The organism is Actinoplanes sp. NPDC023714 (assembly GCF_040639855.1).
Classification (GTDB): domain Bacteria; phylum Actinomycetota; class Actinomycetes; order Mycobacteriales; family Micromonosporaceae; genus Actinoplanes.
Genome location: NZ_JBFAAR010000004.1, coordinates 557,095 through 575,482, shown reverse-complemented (window position 1 = coordinate 575,482; position 18,388 = coordinate 557,095). Strand labels below are relative to the sequence as shown.

Annotated in this window: 17 protein-coding genes; 8 read left to right on the top strand and 9 right to left on the bottom strand. The window is 71.6% G+C overall.

Translation table 11 applies throughout. From position 1 onward, the window contains the following. Positions 1–80: 80 nt before the first annotated feature. The 4 genes from AB0G10_RS21890 to AB0G10_RS21875 form a co-directional block, all read right to left on the bottom strand. A complete protein-coding gene (locus tag AB0G10_RS21890) occupies positions 81–1,550 on the bottom strand; it encodes an alpha-amylase (protein WP_360924439.1) in 1,470 nt (489 codons plus the stop codon). After that, positions 1,547–4,234: a glucosidase gene (locus AB0G10_RS21885; RefSeq protein ID WP_360924436.1), complete on the bottom strand. Its 2,688-nt coding sequence runs from the start codon at positions 4,232–4,234 to the stop codon at positions 1,547–1,549. Before AB0G10_RS21885 ends, AB0G10_RS21890 begins: the two co-directional genes overlap by 4 nt. 21 nt (positions 4,235–4,255) lie before the next feature. After that, entirely contained in the window at positions 4,256–5,962 is a 1,707-nt protein-coding gene (gene sulP / locus AB0G10_RS21880) for a sulfate permease (RefSeq protein WP_360924434.1), read from the bottom strand. Positions 5,963–6,031: 69 nt separating this feature from the next. Beyond that, complete coding sequence (locus AB0G10_RS21875) at positions 6,032–6,526, bottom strand: DUF1269 domain-containing protein (RefSeq protein WP_360924431.1); 495 nt, start codon at positions 6,524–6,526, stop codon at positions 6,032–6,034. 215 nt (positions 6,527–6,741) lie between these two features. On the opposite strand from AB0G10_RS21875, the gene AB0G10_RS21870 reads away from it, so the two are divergent. Genes AB0G10_RS21870 through AB0G10_RS21850 form a run of 5 tightly spaced genes read left to right on the top strand, consistent with a single transcriptional unit; the run spans position 6,742 to position 10,500 of the window. Then, a complete protein-coding gene (locus AB0G10_RS21870) occupies positions 6,742–7,017 on the top strand; it encodes a hypothetical protein (RefSeq protein ID WP_360924427.1) in 276 nt (91 codons plus the stop codon). A gap of 10 nt (positions 7,018–7,027) precedes the next feature. Next, positions 7,028–7,471, top strand: a complete 444-nt coding sequence (locus tag AB0G10_RS21865) for a hypothetical protein (RefSeq protein WP_360924424.1) — start codon at positions 7,028–7,030, stop codon at positions 7,469–7,471. Continuing rightward, complete coding sequence (locus tag AB0G10_RS21860) at positions 7,455–8,612, top strand: AI-2E family transporter (RefSeq protein WP_360924421.1); 1,158 nt, start codon at positions 7,455–7,457, stop codon at positions 8,610–8,612. Before AB0G10_RS21865 ends, AB0G10_RS21860 begins: the two co-directional genes overlap by 17 nt. Next, positions 8,609–9,103: a DUF1269 domain-containing protein gene (locus tag AB0G10_RS21855; protein ID WP_360924418.1), complete on the top strand. Its 495-nt coding sequence runs from the start codon at positions 8,609–8,611 to the stop codon at positions 9,101–9,103. The genes AB0G10_RS21860 and AB0G10_RS21855 overlap by 4 nt, the downstream gene beginning before the upstream one ends. Next, entirely contained in the window at positions 9,100–10,500 is a 1,401-nt protein-coding gene (locus tag AB0G10_RS21850; RefSeq protein WP_360924415.1) for a DUF2252 domain-containing protein, read from the top strand. Before AB0G10_RS21855 ends, AB0G10_RS21850 begins: the two co-directional genes overlap by 4 nt. A 46-nt stretch (positions 10,501–10,546) precedes the next feature. On the opposite strand, the gene AB0G10_RS21845 is transcribed toward AB0G10_RS21850, so the two are convergent. Next, on the bottom strand, positions 10,547–12,007 hold the full coding sequence (locus tag AB0G10_RS21845) for a hypothetical protein (RefSeq protein WP_360924412.1): 1,461 nt from the start codon (positions 12,005–12,007) through the stop codon (positions 10,547–10,549). Between the two features lie 218 nt (positions 12,008–12,225). Between AB0G10_RS21845 and AB0G10_RS21840 the strand changes: the two genes are divergently transcribed. From AB0G10_RS21840 to AB0G10_RS21830, 3 genes are read left to right on the top strand one after another with little or no spacing between them, the layout of a single operon-like run. Continuing rightward, the gene (locus AB0G10_RS21840; protein WP_360924409.1) at positions 12,226–12,648 is read left to right on the top strand and encodes a DUF6325 family protein; all 423 of its coding nucleotides are present in this window, start codon (positions 12,226–12,228) and stop codon (positions 12,646–12,648) included. Positions 12,649–12,672: 24 nt separating this feature from the next. Further along, on the top strand, positions 12,673–13,137 hold the full coding sequence (locus AB0G10_RS21835; RefSeq protein WP_360924407.1) for a DUF6325 family protein: 465 nt from the start codon (positions 12,673–12,675) through the stop codon (positions 13,135–13,137). Between the two features lie 5 nt (positions 13,138–13,142). Next, a complete protein-coding gene (locus tag AB0G10_RS21830) occupies positions 13,143–13,469 on the top strand; it encodes an SHOCT domain-containing protein (RefSeq protein ID WP_360924404.1) in 327 nt (108 codons plus the stop codon). A 57-nt stretch (positions 13,470–13,526) separates the two neighbouring features. Here AB0G10_RS21830 and AB0G10_RS21825 read toward each other — a convergent pair whose 3' ends face one another. From AB0G10_RS21825 to AB0G10_RS21810, 4 genes are read right to left on the bottom strand one after another with little or no spacing between them, the layout of a single operon-like run. Beyond that, on the bottom strand, positions 13,527–14,573 hold the full coding sequence (locus tag AB0G10_RS21825; protein WP_360924401.1) for a YbdK family carboxylate-amine ligase: 1,047 nt from the start codon (positions 14,571–14,573) through the stop codon (positions 13,527–13,529). 13 nt (positions 14,574–14,586) lie between these two features. Next, positions 14,587–15,063 (bottom strand): RDD family protein, encoded by a 477-nt coding sequence (locus tag AB0G10_RS21820; protein ID WP_360924398.1) that lies wholly within the window; start codon positions 15,061–15,063, stop codon positions 14,587–14,589. Beyond that, entirely contained in the window at positions 15,060–15,605 is a 546-nt protein-coding gene (locus tag AB0G10_RS21815) for a hypothetical protein (protein WP_360924395.1), read from the bottom strand. Before AB0G10_RS21815 ends, AB0G10_RS21820 begins: the two co-directional genes overlap by 4 nt. Next, positions 15,602–18,382: an HAD-IC family P-type ATPase gene (locus tag AB0G10_RS21810; protein WP_360924392.1), complete on the bottom strand. Its 2,781-nt coding sequence runs from the start codon at positions 18,380–18,382 to the stop codon at positions 15,602–15,604. Before AB0G10_RS21810 ends, AB0G10_RS21815 begins: the two co-directional genes overlap by 4 nt. Positions 18,383–18,388: the final 6 nt, after the last annotated feature.

Genomic DNA, 18,388 nt, shown 5'->3' with positions numbered 1-18,388 from the left:
TCTCCTCACCCAGACTCGTCCGGGTGACTCACCCGCGCATCGTCCGGATCGGATAATCGTGACCCTCGGTGCCTCGTCCGCTACTGCACGGAGAGGATGTGCGCCCCCCATGCCGGTAGATCGATGTAGAGGCCGTTGGCGACGAGGTCGTCGCCGCCGCGCTCGAAGACCCGGCCGTCGAGCAGCTCGGTGAGCCGCCAGGCCCGGCCGGCGAGGGCGGGCCAGGGCAGCGCGACCCGCCCCTGCGAGGCGTGCGCCCCAAAGTTGATCACGACGAGGTGCGCCGGGTGGTCGCCGTCGTACCAGGCCCAGGCGAGCACGTCGTGGTGCGACGGGTTGTCCGGCCAGCCGTGGCAGTCGAGCATCCGCCACTCCCCCCGCCGCAGCGGCCCGGTCACCTCGATCAGCCGGTGGTAGAACTCGCGCAACCCCAGGTCGGCCGGCTCGTCGCGGTAGCGGGACAGGAAGACCGGCAGGTGCCACCGGCGCCCCTCGAACTGGCCGTCGTGCCAGAGGATCGCGCCGGGCAGCGTGGCCACGGCGACCGCGGCGGCCCGGTCCCGGCCGCCCGGCATGGTGGCGGCGGCCCGCGGCTCGTCGTGGTTCTCCAGGAACCGGATGAGCCGGTCCTGGTAGTCCCGCCCGGCCCAGAGGTGCTTGCGGACCGCGTCGGCGTCCTCGTGCGCGAGCCGGTCGTAGAGCCGCTTGTCGTAGCAGAAGTCGAAGCCCTGCTGCTGGAGGTTCCACTCCCAGTCCCAGTACGCCTCGGCGATCAGCACGAGGCCGGGATGGGCGGCCCGCACCTCGGCCAGGACGGCCGGCCAGAACTCCCGCTCCGGGGCCGGGCCGGCGTACTTCCCCCAGGTCCGGGCGAAGATCTCGTTGGCGAGCAGCATCGCCATGTCGCAGCGGACGCCGTCGCACTGCTCGCCGATGCCGATCAGCGCCGACGCGGTCGCCTCCCGCAGGCCGGGCGCGAACGCGTTCAGCTGGGCCACGTCCGGCCAGGGCGGGAAGTACGGGTCCCGGCCGTGCGCCAGCACCCGGTCGCCCGCGGTGAACCAGCCCGCCGGATCGGCCGCCAGGTCGTCCGCGGTGCCCTGGATGTACCACTCCGGGTGCTCGACGGTCGCCGGGTGGTCCGGCGCCGTGTGGTTCGGCACGTAGTCGAGCACCAGCTTCAGCCCGCGCCGGTTCAGCTCGGCCCGGGCCGCCACCAGCCCCTCCGGGCCGCCGAGCCGCTGGTCCACCCGGTACCGGCGCACGCAGTACGGCGAGCCGGCCACGTCGTCCGGGGTGTAGCCGGGCAGCGCGTCCCGGAACGCCCGCTGCAGGTTCTCGTTCGCCAGCGCCAGGGCCAGCCCGGCCGGGCTGCGCTCCCAGACGCCCATGAGCCAGACCGCGTCCAGGCCGGCCGCGGCCACCTCGTCCCAGATCTCCCCCGGCACGTCGCCGAGGGTCACCGGCCGGCCGAGACGTGTCGCCAGGCCGGTCAGCCACGGCCAGGTGTCGATCTCGTAGACCGCCGGCGCGGACGGCCATCCGCTCATGCGCTTCCCTCCGTCCGCTCGCCCGGGAGCTCGTGCAGCATCCCGGCCATGCCCTGGTCCAGCAGATGAGAGCCGGCCAGCCCGGCGAAGACGTTCGGGAAGAGCGCGACCAGGCCGGTCCAGCCGGTCTGGTGGGAGGCGCCGAGACCCGCGCCGTTGTCGCCGTGGTAGTACTCGTTGAACAGGATCAGGTCCCGCCAGTGCTCCGAAGTGAATATCTGCTGGCCACCGTAACAGGGACGCCCGCCGCCGGGCCCCGGCAGGAAGATCCGCGTCTGCCGTTCGGACAGCTCCCGGGCCACTTCGAAGAGATTCATGTGTACGCCGGAGCCGGTCGGGCACTCGACGGTCAGCTCGTCCCCGTACGCCAGGTAGAGGTTCAGCATCGCCCGGATCATCAGCACGTTGGCCGGGAACCAGATCGGCCCGCGCCAGTTCGAGTTGCCGCCGAACAGCCCGCTCCGCGACTCGGCCGGCTGGTAGTCGACCTGGTAGGTGCTGTCCCCGACGCGGAACTGGAACGGGTGCTCGGCGTGGTGCCGGGAGACCGAGCGGATCCCGTACGGGCTGAGGAACTCGTCCTCGTCGAGCAGCCGGGCCAGGATCCGCCGCAGCCGGCTCTCGTCGAAGAGCGCCAGCAGCCGCTCCCCGTGCTCGCCGCGCGGCCGGCCCCGGCTCATCACCGAGCTGACGCTGGGGTGCCGGTTCACGAAGTCCCTGATGTTCTCCATGAGCTGCGGATGGCGGCTGGTCTGCGCCGGGTCGTAGACGGTGGCCGCGGCCAGCGGCAGCAGTCCGACCAGGGACCGCACCCGCAGCCGCTGCGAGGTGCCGTCCGGCAGCCGGAGCAGGTCGTAGAAGAAGCCGTCCTCCTCGTCCCACATGGTCGCGCTGCCGGTCTCGTGGTTCACCGCGACCGCGATCCAGGCGAAGTTCTCGAAGTACGCCTGCGCCTGCTCGGCGTAGACCGGGTCGGTCTCGGCCAGCTCCAGGGCGATCCGCAGCATGCTCTGGCAGTAGAGCGCCATCCACGCGGTGCCGTCGGCCTGGTCCAGGTAGCCGCCGGTGGGCAGCGGCGCGCTCCGGTCGAAGACGCCGATGTTGTCCAGGCCGAGGAAGCCGCCCTGGAAGATGTTGTTGCCGTCGTGGTCCTTGCGGTTGAGCCACCAGGTGAAGTTCTTCGCCAGCTTGTGGAAGATCGACTCGAGCCAGGCGTGGTCGCCCCGCCCGTTGCGGGCCTTGTCCAGGTCGTAGACGAGGTTGACGGCCCAGGCGTGCACCGGCGGGTTCACGTCGCTGAAGTTCCACTCGTACGCCGGGATCTGCCCGTTCGGGTGCAGGTAGCGGCGGCTCAGCAGCAGGTCGAGCTGCTGCTTGGCGAAGCCGAGGTCGACGAGGCTCAGCGCGATCGTGTGGAACGCCAGGTCCCAGGCCGCGAACCAGGGGTACTCCCACTTGTCCGGCATCGAGATCACGTCGTGGCAGATCATGTGGAACCAGTCGCCGTTGCGCAGGTCGCGGGCCTGCAGCGGGTCCCGGTCGTGCTCGGTGAGCCAGCGTTCCACGTCGTAGCCGAAGTACTGCTTGCTCCACAGCATCCCGGCCATCGCCTGGCGGGCCACCTGGCGCTCGTCCTCGCCGAGGGACGGCGCGAAGCAGGCCGCGTAGAACTCGTCGGCCTCGGCGATCCGGAGCGCGAACAGGTCGTCCACCTCCTGCGCGGAGAGCGTCGCGCCCCGCTGGTCGCTGAACCGCAGCCGGATCACCGCCGTTCCCCCGGCCGGCACGTCGAGCGCGATGTCGGCGGCCGCCTTCGTGCCGGTCCGGGCCGGGTTCACCGCCTCCTTCTCCCCGCCGATCACGTACCGGTGGAAGGCGTCCTTGCGGTGGTCGCCGTCCGACTCGTTCTCGGTGAAGAGCAGTGGGTGGTCGCCGAGGACGGTGAGCCAGCGGGTGCCGGTCCGCTCGTGCGAGGCCTCGACCACGGTGCCGCCGCCGTCCGCCGCGCGCAGGCTCGGGCGCGGCCCGGGCAGGCCCCACGACCAGGTGTTGCGGAACCAGATCGACGGCAGCACGCGCAGCGGCGCCGCCTCCGGGCCGCGGTTGGCCACGGTGATCCGGGCCAGGATGTCCTCCGGGCCGGCCTTCGCGTACTCGACGACCACGTCGAAGTAGCGGTCCTCCGCGAAGATCCCGGTGTCCAGCAGCTCGTACTCGAAGTCCTCGTACCCGCGCCGGCCGTTCGTCGCGACCAGGTCGTTGTAGGGGAACTCCCGCTGCGGATACTTGTAGAGCATCTTCTGGTACGAGTGGGTCGGGGTGGCGTCGAGGTAGAACCAGTACTCCTTGGCGTCCTCGCCGTGGTTGCCCTCGGTGTTGGTCAGCCCGAAGAACCGCTCCTTGAGGATCGGGTCCCGGCCGTTCCAGAGCGCCAGGCCCAGGCAGATCGACTGCTCCTCGTCGCAGAACCCGGCGATCCCGTCCTCACCCCACCGGTACGCGCGCGAGCGCGCCTGGTCGTGGCTCAGGTGATGCCAGGCGTCCTGGTCCTTGCTGTAGTCCTCGCGGACCGTGCCCCACTGCCGCTCGCTGAGGTACGGTCCCCACCGCCGCCATGGCACGGTGGCGGCATCGGCGTCCGTCAGGCGCCGCTGTTCAGCGCCGGCTTCCTTGTTGATGGCCATGCCGCCAGCGTCGGCGCGCCGTCAGGTCGCGGGTTCCCCCGGCAGGGATGAAATCGAGCGGTACGCCGCGACGGCCTCCTCGACCGTCGGGTAGAAGTGCTCCGGGTCGATCGTGCGGGTCAGCCCGTACCGATTGATCTTCTCCCGCACCGGGTTCTTCATCTCGGCGAAGACCAGCGAGATCCCGGCCGCGTTGAGCTCCTCGTCCAGGTCCTCGAGCATGTCCGCGGCCGTGGTGTCCACATCGGTGATCGGCTCGGCGGCCACCAGGATCCACCTCGGCGGCGGGTCGGCGTGGGCCAGGTGCCGGACCTCCTCGCGGAACGTCCGGGCGTTCGCGAAGATCAGCGGCGCGTCGAACCGGAACATCACGAGGCCCGGGATGAGCTCGGCCCGCGGGTACTCCCGGGTGTCGTGGTACCCGTCCACGCCCTCGGCCCGGCCCAGCACCGCCCGGTACGGCCACCACACCCGGCGGAAGACGTTGAGCACCGAGAGCCCCACCGCGACCGCGATGCCGGGCAGCACGCCGAGCAGCGCGACGCCCAGGAACGCGGCGATCGCCAGCGAGAACTCGGTGCGCCGCTGCCGCCAGAGCCGGCGCATGCCGGGCACGTCGGCGAGCGAGATCGAGGCGGCGATCACCACGGCGGCGAGCATCGGCTGCGGCAGGTTCTTGAGCAGGCCCGGGGCGAGCACGAGCAGCAGGGTGATGGCGCCGGCGCCGATCACGCCGGTGAGCTGGCTGCGGGCGCCGGCCGTGAACGCCACGGCGGTCCGCGAGCCGCTCGTGCTCACCGGGAAGCCCTGGAAGAAGCCGGCCGCGATGTTCGCCGCGCCGATGCCGATCATCTCCTGGTTGCCGCGCACCTCCTGGCCGGTGCGCTCGGCGAAGGCCGAGGCCGTGGAGATGGTGTCGGTCACCGAGACCAGGGTGATGCCGAGCGCGCCGGCGGCCAGCAGGCCCAGGTCGGACCAGTCGATGTGCGGGATCGTGAAGGGCGGGAAGCCCTGCGGCAGCGGCCCGACCACGTCCACGCCGTCGTCACTGAGGCCCAGGAAGGTGACCGCCAGGATCCCGCCGAGCACCGCGATCAGGATGCCCGGCACCTTCGGCAGGAAGCGCCGCAGCAGCAGGATGACGAGCAGGCCGGCGACCCCGATCGCGAGCGCGGCCGGCACGGTCTCGCCGTTCACGACGCCGCGGGCGAACGCGGTGGCCTCCTCGATCAGGCCGTCGCCGTCCACCGAGAAGCCGAAGAGCTTCGGCAGCTGGCCGATCAGGATGGTCAGCGCCAGGCCGTTCACGTACCCGAGCTGGGTGGGGTGGGACAGCAGGTCGGCGATGAAGCCGAGCTTCAGCGCGCCGGCCGCGGTCATGAAGAGGCCGACCAGCAGGCCCAGCATCGAGGCGAGCGCGACCGCCTTGGCCGGATCGCCGTCCGAGGCGACGATCGGGATGATCACCGCGGCGATCATCGGGCCGAGCGAGGAGTCCGGCCCGAGGACCAGGACCCGGGACGGGCCGAAGACCGCGTACGCGAGCAGGCAGAGGATCGTGGTGTAGAGGCCGGTGATCGCGGGCAGGCCGGCCAGCTCGGCGTACGCCATGCCCTGCGGCACCAGCAGCGTGGTCAGCACGATGCCGGCCACCACGTCCTTCGGCAGCCAGGCGGGACGGTACTCGGCGACGGCCCTCAGCCCCGGAACCCAGTCGGCCGCTGCCATGAGAACCCCCCACGGATAGGGAGACGCCGCCCGGTTGCCCGGGCGGCGTGTCCGGTCGTCGATCGAACGTTACCGCTGCTCGCCTCCGTGCAGGGCCTCCTGCAGCTCCTCCTCGGCCTCCTTGGAGAGCGAGGACTTGAGGACGGTGCCGCCGTACTTGCTCAGCGCCTCGACGGCCTTGTCCGGGGTGGCCGCCTCGACCACCAGGAACAGGGCCGAGGTGCCCGGCTGCAGCTCGTCCCGGATGCGCTGCTGGAACTCCTTGTTGATGGCGCTCTTGGTGAGCTTGCCGGTCAGGGCGCCGAGACCGGCGCCGACCGCCATGCCCAGGACCGGGATGAAGAAGAGCATCCCGAAGAGCAGGCCCCAGAACATGCCCCACGTCGTGCCGCCGGCCACCGCGTGGTGGTTCGTCGTGACGTGGTACTTGCCCTCGCGGTCCCGGATGATCGTGGCGATGGCGTCGGGCTGAATGATCAGGTCCTTCGCCAGCCTGTCGGCTTCCAGCGACGCCGCCGTCGCCGTGGTCTCGTCGGGATACCCGATGGCGACCAGAGTTGCCATTGCGTTCTCCTCTCGTGCTGTGCCGCGGCGGGGCGGCACGGCGTCTGCGACCTAGTGAGCCACGGCGAGGATCGGCCGCCCTCATTCCGGACGGATGAACTAGTCCCCCTCCCTCCCGCCGGGGACGGCCCTCTCATCCCTCGCGGGGGAGGTGGACAGCCGTCACTCTCGGCAACGTCAGGGGAACACCGGGCGACGAGGAGAAGGAGCAGGTCATGGACGAGCGCTACGAGTTCCGCATCCGAGGCTTCCTGGGCCCACTGCTGCGGAAGGCGTTCAGTGATCTGCGCTGCCGGACCCTGCCGTCGCAGAGCACCATCCGCGGCCGGCTCTCCGACCGCGATCTCGAGCGGCTGCTCGCCAGCCTCGACCGCTCCGGGCTCGAAGTCGTCTGCCTGAGCCGGGTCCCCTCCGGTTCATTCGCTGCGGATGGCGTGCCGGCCACCGGCGCCGGAACACGATCAGGTCTCAGTCGCACTACCTCTGACTAGGAGATGGAGCATGACGGACACAGAGTCCAAGCGGTCGTACGACGACCCGCCGTACACCCCCGGGCGCCGGCAGCCCACCGGATGGGTCGGGATGGTGGTGTTCGCCGGCGTCATGCTGTTGATGCTCGGCGGATTCCAGATCGTGGAGGGCCTGGTCGCGCTCTTCCGCGACGACTTCTACCTGACCACCGACGCCGGTCTGGTCATCCCGATGGACTTCAGCGCCTGGGGCTGGACCTACCTCATCCTCGGCGCGATCACCCTCGGCACCGGCTTCGGCATCCTCTACGGACAGACCTGGGCGCGCGTGGTCGGCGTCATCATCGCCGTGTTCAGCGCGCTGGCGAACCTGGCGTTCCTGCCGGCCTACCCGATCTGGTCGACCATCGTGATCGCCCTCGACGTGCTGGTCATCTACGCCCTCACCGCACACGGCCGTGAGGTCAGGTACTGACGCCGAGCCGGGCGGGACCGTTTCGCAGCAGGCGGTCCTGCCCCGCGGCGTCCTCGTGCTGCTCGGCACGGCCTGTGTGGTGGTCGTGGTGGCCGGGATGCGCGGGGTCGCCGGCCTGATCGGACCGGTCTTCCTGGCTCTGATGCTGACCGTCACGGTCAGCCCGATCACGGGCTGGCTGCGCCGGCACGGCGCACCGGTCTGGGTCGCGGTGACCGCGATGATCGTCGCGGTCAACGCCATCCTGCTCGGGCTCGGCGCGGCCCTGGCCGTGTCGGTGGCGCAGCTGATCGACCTGATGCCGAAGTACGCCTCCCAGTTCGCCGACCTCCGCGAGGAGATCGTGAACGGGCTCGGCGGGCTCGGGATCAGCACGGAACAACTGCAGAACGCGGTGGCGGGCGCCGACCCGCGCACCGTGGTCACCCTGATCGAGGGACTCCTCGGCGGGCTGGCCGGCACCCTGTCGAGCACCCTGTTCCTGCTCGCGACCCTGCTCTTCATGTGCCTGGACGCGGTGTCGTTCCCGCAGCGGCTGATCACCACGACGAGCGAGCGGCCGCAGGTGGTCGGGGCGCTCCGGTCGTTCGCCCAGGGCACCCGGCGCTACCTCTGGGTGTCGACGGTCTTCGGCCTCATCGTGGCGGCCATCGACTCGGTGGCGCTCTGGGCGCTCGGCGTGCCGCTGCCGCTGCTCTGGGGCCTGCTCTCGTTCATCACCAACTACATCCCCAACATCGGCTTCGTGATCGGGCTCATCCCGCCCGCGCTGCTCGGCCTGCTCCAGGGCGGGCCGGAGCTGATGCTGACCGTGATCGTGCTCTACTGCGTGATCAACTTCGTGATCCAGTCGGTGATCCAGCCGAAGATCGTCGGCAACGCGGTCGGGCTCTCCGCCACGGTCTCCTTCCTCTCCCTGATCTTCTGGGCCTGGGTCCTCGGTGGTCTCGGCGCGCTGCTGGCCATCCCGCTGACCCTGCTCGCCAAGGGCCTGCTCGTCGACATCGACCCGGACACCCGGTGGATGAACGTCCTGCTCTCCAGCGACACGCCGGCCCCGGCCGGCGAGGCTCCCCGAAAGACCGAACCCGCCGCATCCCACGAGAACACCGCCGAAGAACCCGCGAGGAGCACGACATGACCACGTTCACGGTATGGAAGTTCGACGACCCGAACCGCGCGGAGCAGATGTCCGAGATCCTGCACCACGCCGCGGACGACGGGCTCGTGAAGATCGTCGACTACGCGATCGTCACCTGGCCCAAGGGCGCTGAGAAGCCGGAGACCCACCACGAGCACTCGAGCACCTACAAGCACGTCGGCTGGGGCGCCTTCTGGGGCATCGTGATCGGCGGCCTGTTCCTCGTCCCGGTCGTCGGCGGCGCCCTCGGCGCGGGCATCGGCGCCCTCGACAAGACGCTGCAGGGCACCGGCATCGGCCGCGACGAGCTGGAACGCATCCGGACCCAGATCACCGAGGGCACGTCGGCGCTGTTCCTGGTCACCGACCACGGCAACCTGGACCGGCTCGGCGAGCGCTTCCACGGCCTGCACAGCCAGCTCATCGCCACCAACCTGACCACCGGCGAGGAGGAGATCCTCCTGCAGACCTTCGGGGATCACACGCGATGACCCGTACCGATGGGAAGGCGAACCCTGCGGGACGCGCGGCAGACGGCCGCGCGGCCCGCAAGACCGCGCCCCTCGCCGGCCACGCCTCCTGGCAGCCGGCCGCCGGCCGCGCCGATCCGATCGCGCTGCTGACCTCGGACGAGGGCGACCGCCTCCCGGAGCTGCTGCCGATCAGGCACGCCCGGATGGCGGTCTCGCCGCTGGCGTTCCTGCGCGGCTCGGCCATCGTGATGGCCGCCGACCTGGCCTCCGGCGGGAACTCCGGGCTGATCACCCAGCTCTGCGGCGACGCGCACCTGTTCAACTTCGGGGTCTACGCGTCGCCGGAGCGCCGGCTCGTCTTCGACCTCAACGACTTCGACGAGACCTTCACCGGGCCGTTCGAGTGGGACGTGAAACGCCTGGCCGCCAGCATCGCGCTGGCCGGCCGGGCGAACGGCTTCAAACGCAAGGACCGGGCCGCCGCGGTCCGGTTCGCGGGCCGGCGCTACCGCGAGGCCATGGCGGAGTTCGCGGCGATGCGTGAGCTGGACCTCTGGTACGCCAGTGTGGACGTCGAGGAGCTGCGCCGGCAGTTCGGCGACCAGATCGGCAAGAGCCGGCTGGCCCGGCTCAACAAGGCCGGCGCGAAGGCGCGCACCCGGACCAGCCTGCAGGCCTACCGGAAACTGACCGCCCTGGTCGACGGGGAACGCCGCATCGTGGCCGACCCCCCGCTGCTCGTCCCGGTGCAGGACCTGCTGCCGGACGTCGGCCGCAAACAGCTGGAGAGCCAGATCCAGGTGCTGCTCGACGGCTACCGGGACAGCCTCGCCGAGGACCGGAAACGGCTGTTCGACGCGTTCCACTTCGTCGACCTGGCCCGCAAGGTGGTCGGGGTCGGCAGCGTCGGCACCCGCTGCTGGATCGTGCTGCTGACCGGCCGCGACGACGAGGACCCGCTGCTGCTCCAGGTGAAGGAGGCCGGCCGTTCGGTGCTCGCGCCCGCGGGCGTGCCCTCCGAGGTACCCGAGGGCCGGCGCGTGGTGAACGGCCAGCGGCTCATGCAGGCGGCCAGCGACATCTTCCTGGGCTGGCACAGCATCCCCGGCTTCGACGGCAAGACCCGCGACTTCTACGTGCGCCAGCTGCGCGACTGGAAGGGCGGGGCGGTCGTCGAGGAGATGGATCCCACCGGGATGCGCGTCTACGGCGGCCTCTGCGCCTGGACGCTCGCCCGGGCGCACGCCCGCTGCGGCGACCGGATCGCCATCGCGTCCTATCTCGGGTCGAGCGACAAGTTCGACCAGGCGCTCGTCGAGTTCGCCGAGAGCTACGCCGACCAGACCGAGGCCGATCACGCGGAGTTCGTGCGGGCCATCGAGGAGGGCCGGCTCTCCAGCGAGCCCGGCATCTGACGCACGGAGAAGGCCCCCTGCCGCGGCAGGGGGCCTTCCGTCATGCCTAGGCCGTCCGCGCCGGCGGTTCCTCCGATCGGTGGCTGCGGGCCAGCAGCGTCACCCCCACCTCGTAGACGGCGAGCAGGATGACGATGACGAACAGGCTGGTCCAGGACGACCAGATCAGCGCCGCCAGGACGGCCACCACCACCCCGCCGATCCGCACCGGGTCGAGGTTGCGGGACACGAAGCCGGGGCCCCGGGCCGCCACGATCCGGCTGCCGGCGGCCGTTCCGCGCCCGGCGGCCACGGCGCCGCGCCGCACCCAGCCGCGCAGCCACACCGGGAACCGGCCCGGACCGGCCAGATAGGCGATCAGCGCGAGCAGCACGCCGATCACGATGATCTGCACGCCGCGCTCGCGGAGCACGCTGAACACCATGGTGACGGTGGCGTCGACGCCGTCCCGGTAGACGCCCTCGGGCACGGCCTCCATGATCTCGCGGCGCACCGCCCGCAGCACCACCGTGATCGCCACCGCGGCGATCACCAGCCAGATGCCGAGCTGCACCATGGTCCGCCGGCGCCGCGGCGAGATCGCGAAGGCGGCGAGCAGCAGCACGACGGTCAGGGCGACGAACCCGACGAGATAGCGCTTCGCCGTGACGACCGCCTGCTGAGCCTCGTAGAGCTGACCGGAGTCGTAGACGGTGAACTGGGCGAAGTTGGCCGGCAGCGTCACCCCGACGGCCTCCTCGACGCGCAGCCGCAGGTTCGCCGGGATCTCCCCGCTGCTCAGGTCGGGCAGCGTGATCTGCTTGCCGAAGAGCGTCGGCAGCTGCGCGCTGAGCTCCCGCAGCACCTGATTGATCAGCGGCAGCAGGTCGATCCGCACGCTGTCCGCGTTCGCGGTGACCACGTCGCTGCGGCCCTCCAGCACGGCGAGCGCCCGCTGATGCAGCTGCTGGTTCAGGGACACCCAGATCGCCTGGAACCGATCGCTGGCGAGCACCCGCTCGACGGTCTTGTGGACCTGCTCGCGCAGCTGCCCGGCGATCGGCCCGGCCGCGAACGCCGCCTGCGGGGGCAGCACCTCCTGGAGCCGCTGCTGCACGTTCACGACGGTGAAGAGCTGGGTGGTGGCGTACTCCGCGACCGCGGCGTTGACCTTCGGGTCGGCCGGCAGCGGCGCCACGGTGGCCACCCAGCGGTCGGTGTTCAGCGTGGTCCGCGCAGCCCACAACCCTACCACGCTCGTCACCAGGCAGAACGCCGCGAGCACGACGAGGACCGCGGCGAGGCCCGAGCGGATGGCCCGGGCCGTCTGCCGCCGCCGGGGGCGTGCGTCCAACTGGGCGCGCAGATCGGCCAGCTCGGCCTTGAGGCGCGAGACCTCGGCGCTTTCGGGTACGCCGGGAGCACCGCCGTCCGGAGTCTCCACCGGGGCCTCGGCCGCCGGCGGATCCTCCGCGGACCCGGGACCGTTCGGGTGGCTGGTATCGGGCTGTCCCACCGGGATCGTCATGGCCCCTCCTCGACGGTTCGAAGGCGCCGGCGAGGCGCCGGATCGCGCGGGATCCCGGGCACGCTCGCCGGCTTCCGACGACGCTCCCGGACCCGCCGCCCGGCCACCTCACCCACCACGGATGAACCCGTCCGGGCCCCCGGGAGCGAGAATTCGGGCATCCGCTTTCATCCGCGGCGGGTGAGGGACGCGCGCCCCCGCTCGCGCAGGCTGAGGCAATGGCATTCGGGCCGCTGGAACTGATGGTGTTGTCCTTCCCCGCCGACCAGCTGAGCGACGGTGTCCGCGCGACCTTGAACCGGCTGGCCGCGGCCGGGGAGATGCGGGTCGTCGACGCGCTGGTGGTTCGTACCGACGCGGCCGGCGGCGCGTACTCCGTCGAGCTGAGTCAGCTCGGTGGCCTGCGCGACGACCGGAGGCGGCTGGCCCGGCTGGCGACCGGGCTGATCACCGAATCGGACATCGACGAGGTGGCGGCGATGGTGGACGACGAGACCGACGCCCTCGCCGTGCTGCTCGAACACCGCTGGGTCCGCGATCTCGCGGGCCCGGTGGCCGCGTCCCGGGGCAACATCGTGGCGCTCACCCACATCCCCGGAGCTCCCGGACACGGCCGGGTCCTGACCGGCACGACGATCTGACGACCGAGGCAAGAAGGAGTATCGATGCCTGACGAACTTCTGGAGATGGGTCCCATCGACTACCTGTGTGTGGAGTTCCCCGACGGCAGCCTGAAGGGTGACGCCTTCCCGCTGCTGCTCGACCTGGTGGACCGGCACATCATCCGGGTGCTCGACATCGCGTTCGTCCGCAAGAACCTGGACGGCACGGTGACCGCTGTCGAGGGCCGCGACCTCGACTTCGCCGAGCTGGGGGCGTTCCACGGGGCGGCCTCGGGCATGCTCGGCGGTGACGACCTTCGCGAGGCCGGCGAGGTGCTCACGGCCGGCTCGGCAGCGGTGCTGCTGGTCTACGAGAACACCTGGGCTGCCCCGCTCGCCGTCCGGCTGCGCGAGAACGGCGCCCAGCTGGTGGCCGGCGGCCGGATCCCGGTGCAGGCGCTGCTCGCGGCGCTCGACGAGACCGAGTCGGCGTTCGTGCCGGCCGTCTCCCAGCTCGGGGGGCGGTGAACGACATGCCGGGACTCCTGAGGGGCATGGCCCGTACCGCCGTGATCGCCGGAACCGCGACCGCCGTCTCGAACCGCGTCTCCCGCCGCCAGGCCGGCCGCTGGTCACGGCAGGCCGAGGAGGAGGAGATGCGCCAGCAGTACGACGACCAGCAGTACCAGCAGCAGCAACCACAGCAGGTCTACGTGGCCGCGCCGCAGCCGGCCGCCCCGGCGGCCGACCCGATGGCCGCGAAGATCGAGCAGTTGCAGAAGCTCGGCGAGCTGAAGACGCAGGGCGTCCTGACCGACGCCGAGTTCGAGGCGCAGAAGGCCCGCATCCTCAACCAGTGAGCTTGTCGCCGCGATCCCGGGGAGCCGCCTCCCGGGATCGCGGCAGAAAGGCGTCCGTCAGCGGGTCAGGACGGCGGGAGCGGTCTCCTCGGCCAGGGCGCCGACGAAGCCGCTCGTGGGCCCGTACCTCCGCCAGAGCCGCCGCTGGCGCGCCGCGCCGGTCCCCTCGCGCCGCAGGCGCTCGAACCCCGCGTAGATCTCCCCGGTGTCACCGAGGACGTCCAGCTGCGGGGTGATCTTCGCGAGCAGCCGGTCGGTGTCGCCGAGCGAGGCCCCGGCGCCGCGCGCGGTGGCGAGCAGCTGCTCGGTCACCAGATGCTCGGGCGGCGGCAGCACCTTGACCCGCTGCCGCACGTCCGCGATCAGCGCCGCCACCAGCGCCCGGGCCGCGCCGGCGAAGAGCACCGCGTCGGCCACGCCGAGGCCGGTGTCGGCCACCCGGATCTCGATGGTCGGGAAGCGGGCCGAGAGCCGGGCCATGAAGTGCACCCCGGCCGCGTCCACCGCCGTCCCCGCCTCGATCAGCTCGCTGACCTCCTGGTCGTACCGCTCCGCGCTGGGCCAGATCGACGGCGGGCGGAACGTCGGCCAGTGCATCTGGGTCGGGTAGCGGTAGCTCTGCCAGCCGGTGTCGCTCGCCCCGGACACCGGCGAGTTCACGGTGAGCGCCAGCAGGGCCGGCAGCCAGGGCCGCAACCGGGTCAGCACCGCGGTGGCGAGTTCCCGGTCCGGTACGCCGATGTGCACGTGGCAGCCGCAGCACGCGCCGGCCTCGGTCGCCGCCGGGAAGCGCCGGGCGATCTCGCGGTACCGGCCGGCCTCGCTCAGCGCGTCCACCGGTCCGGCCGGCAGCGGCACGGCCCCGCTCGCCACCAGGTAGGCGCCGGACCGCTCGGCGGCCTCGGCGGCCGTCACCCGGAGCGCGGCCAGCTCCCGGCGCAGGCCGCCGAGGGCGGTGTGCACCGAGCTCGTCGTCTCCAGCTGGTAGGCCATGTACTCCGGCTTGACCCGGTCGCCCGCGCCGATCCGGCGCACCACCTCGGCGGCTCTCGGCGCGACCGACCCGTCCGGTTCGAGGAGCAGGAACTCTTCTTCGACACCCATGGTGAGCACGTGATCAGCGTGCGATCCGGCCCTCCGGCGCGACCTCACCCCGGCCGGATGGTTCGACCCGGATCACCGTGGTGCGCGCCACTTTGTCCGGCAGGCCCTGGTACTTCCGATCCACGATGAGCCACAGCGCGCCGATCGGGAAGTAGGCCAGCAGCACGGCCCGCAGCAGCGCGGCGAGCCAGTGCAGCCGCGAGCCGTCGACCCGGACCACGCGCAGCCCGAGCACCGCCATGCCCGGGGTGCGGCCGGCGAGCAGCCAGAACAGCGCGCAGTAGACCGCCATGATGGACGGCAGGAAGATCAGGTACGAGGAGACGACGAGATCGCCGAGGTCCCGGGCCCACGGGCCGACCACCGACGCGATCATCGAGAACACGGTGGCCGAGCCGCCGGTCAGCAGGGCGACGATGAACGCGTCGGCCCCGTAGGCCAGCGTCCTGCTGACCAGGCCGGCGTAGTCCTCCGCCACGGCTGTCGTCATGTCGGGTCGGCGGCACCGTCACGGCGGGTCATCCGCAGGGTGAGCCGGTCCACCGCCGCGTCGCCGGCCGCCGCGCCGCTGCGCACCCGGCCGACCATCTCGCCCACCACGCTGTCGCGCTGGCCGCGGACCAGGCCCTGGATCCGCTCGGGCTCCTTCGCCAGCGTGCCGAGGATCCGGTCGACCTGGAAGTCCACGATCCGGTTGACCAGCGGCGAGGTGGCCACCGCGGTGACCACGTCGTCCACGGCCTGGGCCAGCGCGCCCTGGCCGCGGTGGCGTTCGGTCTCCCCGCGCCGGCGCAGCTCCTCGAGCTGCGCCCCCAGCTCGATCACCCGCTCCTGCGCCCGGCCGCGCATCTCGCCGGCCCGCTCCCGCAGGTCGCCGGCCCGGCCGCGGAGCTCGCCGGCCTTGCCGATCAGGCCGTTCTCGGGCGGCTCGACGGCCCGCAGGCTCTCCACCGCCTCGGCGGCGCTCTCCCGGGCCCGGAAGGCGGCGCCCAGTGCGAGGTCACCGAACGCCTTCAACCCCGGCACGTTCATCGTGCGCTCCCCACTGTGCTGTTCTGCGCCGCGGCCGCCGGCGCGGTGCCCGGCGGCGGAACCGCGGCGGCCCGCGCGGCCCTGCGCCGCAGGACCGCCTTGCGGATCTCGGTCGGCAGGATCACGATCGCGCCGGCGAGCAGGCAGATCAGCCACTGGCCGACGTCCAGGCTGGTGGTCTGCAGGATCTTCTGGAACAGCCCGAACTCGGTGGCCAGCACGATCGCGGCGGCCGACATGGCGCTGGTGATCAGGAAGCGCCGGTCGTCGAAGGTCTCCATGCTGAACACCGACCGGAGGTCGCTGCGGACCGTGAGCGAGAACGCCAGGTTCGCGATCGAGAACGCGGTGAGGCCGAGGGTGCGGCCGGTGTGCACGTCCCACGAGCGGTCGCCCCACCAGATGACCAGCAGGGTGGCCGCGGCCATCACCAGGCCGAGCGTGCTCAGCCAGTAGAGCGACTTGCGACTGAGCAGCGGCTCGTCCGAGCGTCGCGGCCTGTTCTTCATGATGTCCGGGTCGGCCTTGCCGTACCCGAGGCCCACCGACTGGAAGACCTGGGTGGTGAAGTTCAGCCAGAGGCTCTGCAGGGGTACGAACGGCACGCCGGCCGCGATGTTGCCGATGCTCGCCGCGAGGAACGTGACGATCATGCCGACCAGCACGCCCATCTGGAAGAAGATGTACTTCTTCAGGTTCGCGTAGAGCGACCGGCCCAGCTCGACGGCCTTCACGATGGTGGCGAAGTCGTCGTCGGTGAGGATCATGGCGGCGGCCTCTTTGCTGACCTCGGTGCCGGTGATCCCCATGGCGATGCCGATGTCGGCCTTCTTCAGCGCCGGGGCGTCGTTCACCCCGTCGCCGGTCATCGCGACGATGTGGCCCTTGCGCTTGAGCACCTCGACGAGGCGGACCTTGTGCTCCGGGGTGACCCGGGCGATCACGCCGATGCCGCCGATCTCCCGGTCGGCCTCCTCGTCGCTCATCGCGCCGAACTCGGCGCCGGTGATGGCCCGGCCGCGGATGCCCAGCTTGCCGGCGATCGCCGCGGCGGTCACCGCGTGGTCTCCGGTGATCATGCGGACCTCGATGCCGGCCGAGTGCGCCTGCTCGATCGCGGCCCTCGCCTGCGGGCGCGGCGGGTCGACGATGCCGACCAGGGTCAGCACGGTCATCCCGTCGAGCAGCGGGAGCAGGTCGGCGCCCGGGTCGAAGGTCTCCGGGTCGAAGTCCTTGCGGCCGGTCGCCATGACCCGCAGGCCCTGCTCGGCGAGCCGGGTGTTCTCGGCGAGGTACCGCTCGCGGAAGGCGTCGTCGACCGGGATGAGGGACAGGTCCTCCGGCGCCGGGGCGTAGGCGGCCCGGGCCAGCAGCTGGTCCGGCGCGCCCTTCACGAAGCAGCGGATCACCTCGCGGCCGCCGGGGCCGGTCATCCGGTGGAAGGTCGCCATCATTTTGTACGCGGCGTCGAACGGCAGCTCGGCCACCCGGGGGTACTTCTCCCGGGTCGCGGCGGTGTCCAGCCCGCCCTTCTCGGCGAGCACCACGAGCGCGCCCTCGGTCGGGTCGCCGATCATCGTGCCGTCGCTGACCACGGCGTCCGAGGCGAGCGCCATCGGCAGCAGGAACTCCTCGAGCGGCACGTCCGGCTGCCCGGCCACCCGCTTGATCACGCCCTCGGTGGAGTAGCCGCTCCCGGAGATCGTGTAGCGCCGGCCCGGGATGGTCATCTCGGTGGCCGTCATCTGGTTGAGCGTGAGCGTGCCGGTCTTGTCCGAGTTGATCGCCGAGGTGGAGCCGAGCGTCTCGGTGGACCGCAGCCGTTTCACGATCGCGTTCGCCTTGGCCAGCAGCTGGGTGCCGAGCGACAGGATCGTGGTGACCACGGCCGGCAGGCCGGTCGGGATGGCCGAGACCGCGAACGCCACGGCCGCCGTGAAGACCACGTTGAACTCGTTGCCCCGGGCCAGGTTGATGATCACGGAGGCCAGCAGCGCGATGCCGGCGATCACCAGGATCTGGTTGGTGAGCTTGCCGAGCTGCCGGGTGAGCGGGGTGTCCGCGTCCTTCTCGGTCTGCAGCATCCCGGAGATCCGGCCGACCTCGGTGGTCATGCCGGTCGCGGTGACCAGCAGCTCACCGGCGCCCCGGGTCACGTTGGTGTTCATGTAGGCCATGTCGGAGCGGTCGCCGAGCGGGGTGTCCTCGGCGGACACCGGGGCGATGTCCTTCGCCACCGGCAGGCTCTCGCCGGTCAGCGCCGACTCGTCGATCTCGAGGGTCGCGGCGCGCAGCAGCCGGCCGTCGGCCGGGACGACGTCGCCGGCCTCGAGCAGCACCACGTCGCCGGGCACCAGCTCCTCGGCCGGCAGCTCGGTGAGCGCGCCGTCCCGCCGTACCCTCGCCTTTATGATCATCATCTTTTGAAGGGCGTCGATCGCCGCGGCGGCCTTGCCCTCCTGGCGCAGGCCGAGGATCGCGTTGATCAGGGTGAGCACGATCAGCAGGATGCCGGTGCCCCACTGCTTCAGCGGGTAGAGGCTGCCCAGGCCGGCGCAGAGCAGGACGATCTGCATCGGGTCGGCGTACTGCCGGAGGAAGGACCGCCAGCCGGGCTCCTTCTTCGCCTCGGCGAACCGGTTCGGCCCGTACTTCTGCCGCCGGCTCGCGGCCTCCTCGGCGCCGAGCCCGCGCTGCTGGTCGACCTGCTCGCGCTCGAGCGCCTCGGGGATGGAGAGCACGTGATAGGACGGGGCCTCCGGGGGCGGAGTGGTCATCGTCGC